1 pseudogene is annotated in these 255 nt (G+C 69.0%); it reads left to right on the top strand.

The window, feature by feature from the left end:
* Window positions 1-255: pseudogene (locus MTX36_RS29660) on the top strand (FAD-linked oxidase); the annotation flags it as partial.

Here is a 255-nt window from a genome sequence, read left to right as displayed (position 1 = left end):
CCGGCGTCCTCTCCATCGCCGGCTGCCTCGCCGTCGACGCCCACGGCGCAGCCCTGCCCGCCGAAGGCGAAACACCCGTCCCCGGACAAACCTTCGGCTCCCTCTCCAACCTCGTCACCTCCCTGACCGCAGTGATCTGGAACGGCACCGAATACGCCCTCAAAACCTACGACCGCGCCGACACCGCCATCCGCCCCCTGCTGACCAACCTCGGCCGCACCTTCATCACCGCCGTCACCTTGCAGGCCTCCCCCA

It is taken from the genome of Rhodococcus sp. ARC_M6, from assembly GCF_022810305.1.
Taxonomy (GTDB): Bacteria; Actinomycetota; Actinomycetes; order Mycobacteriales; family Mycobacteriaceae; genus Rhodococcus_F.
The sequence above is the reverse complement of the archived record's forward strand: the minus strand, read 5'-3'. Positions and strand labels throughout refer to the sequence as shown.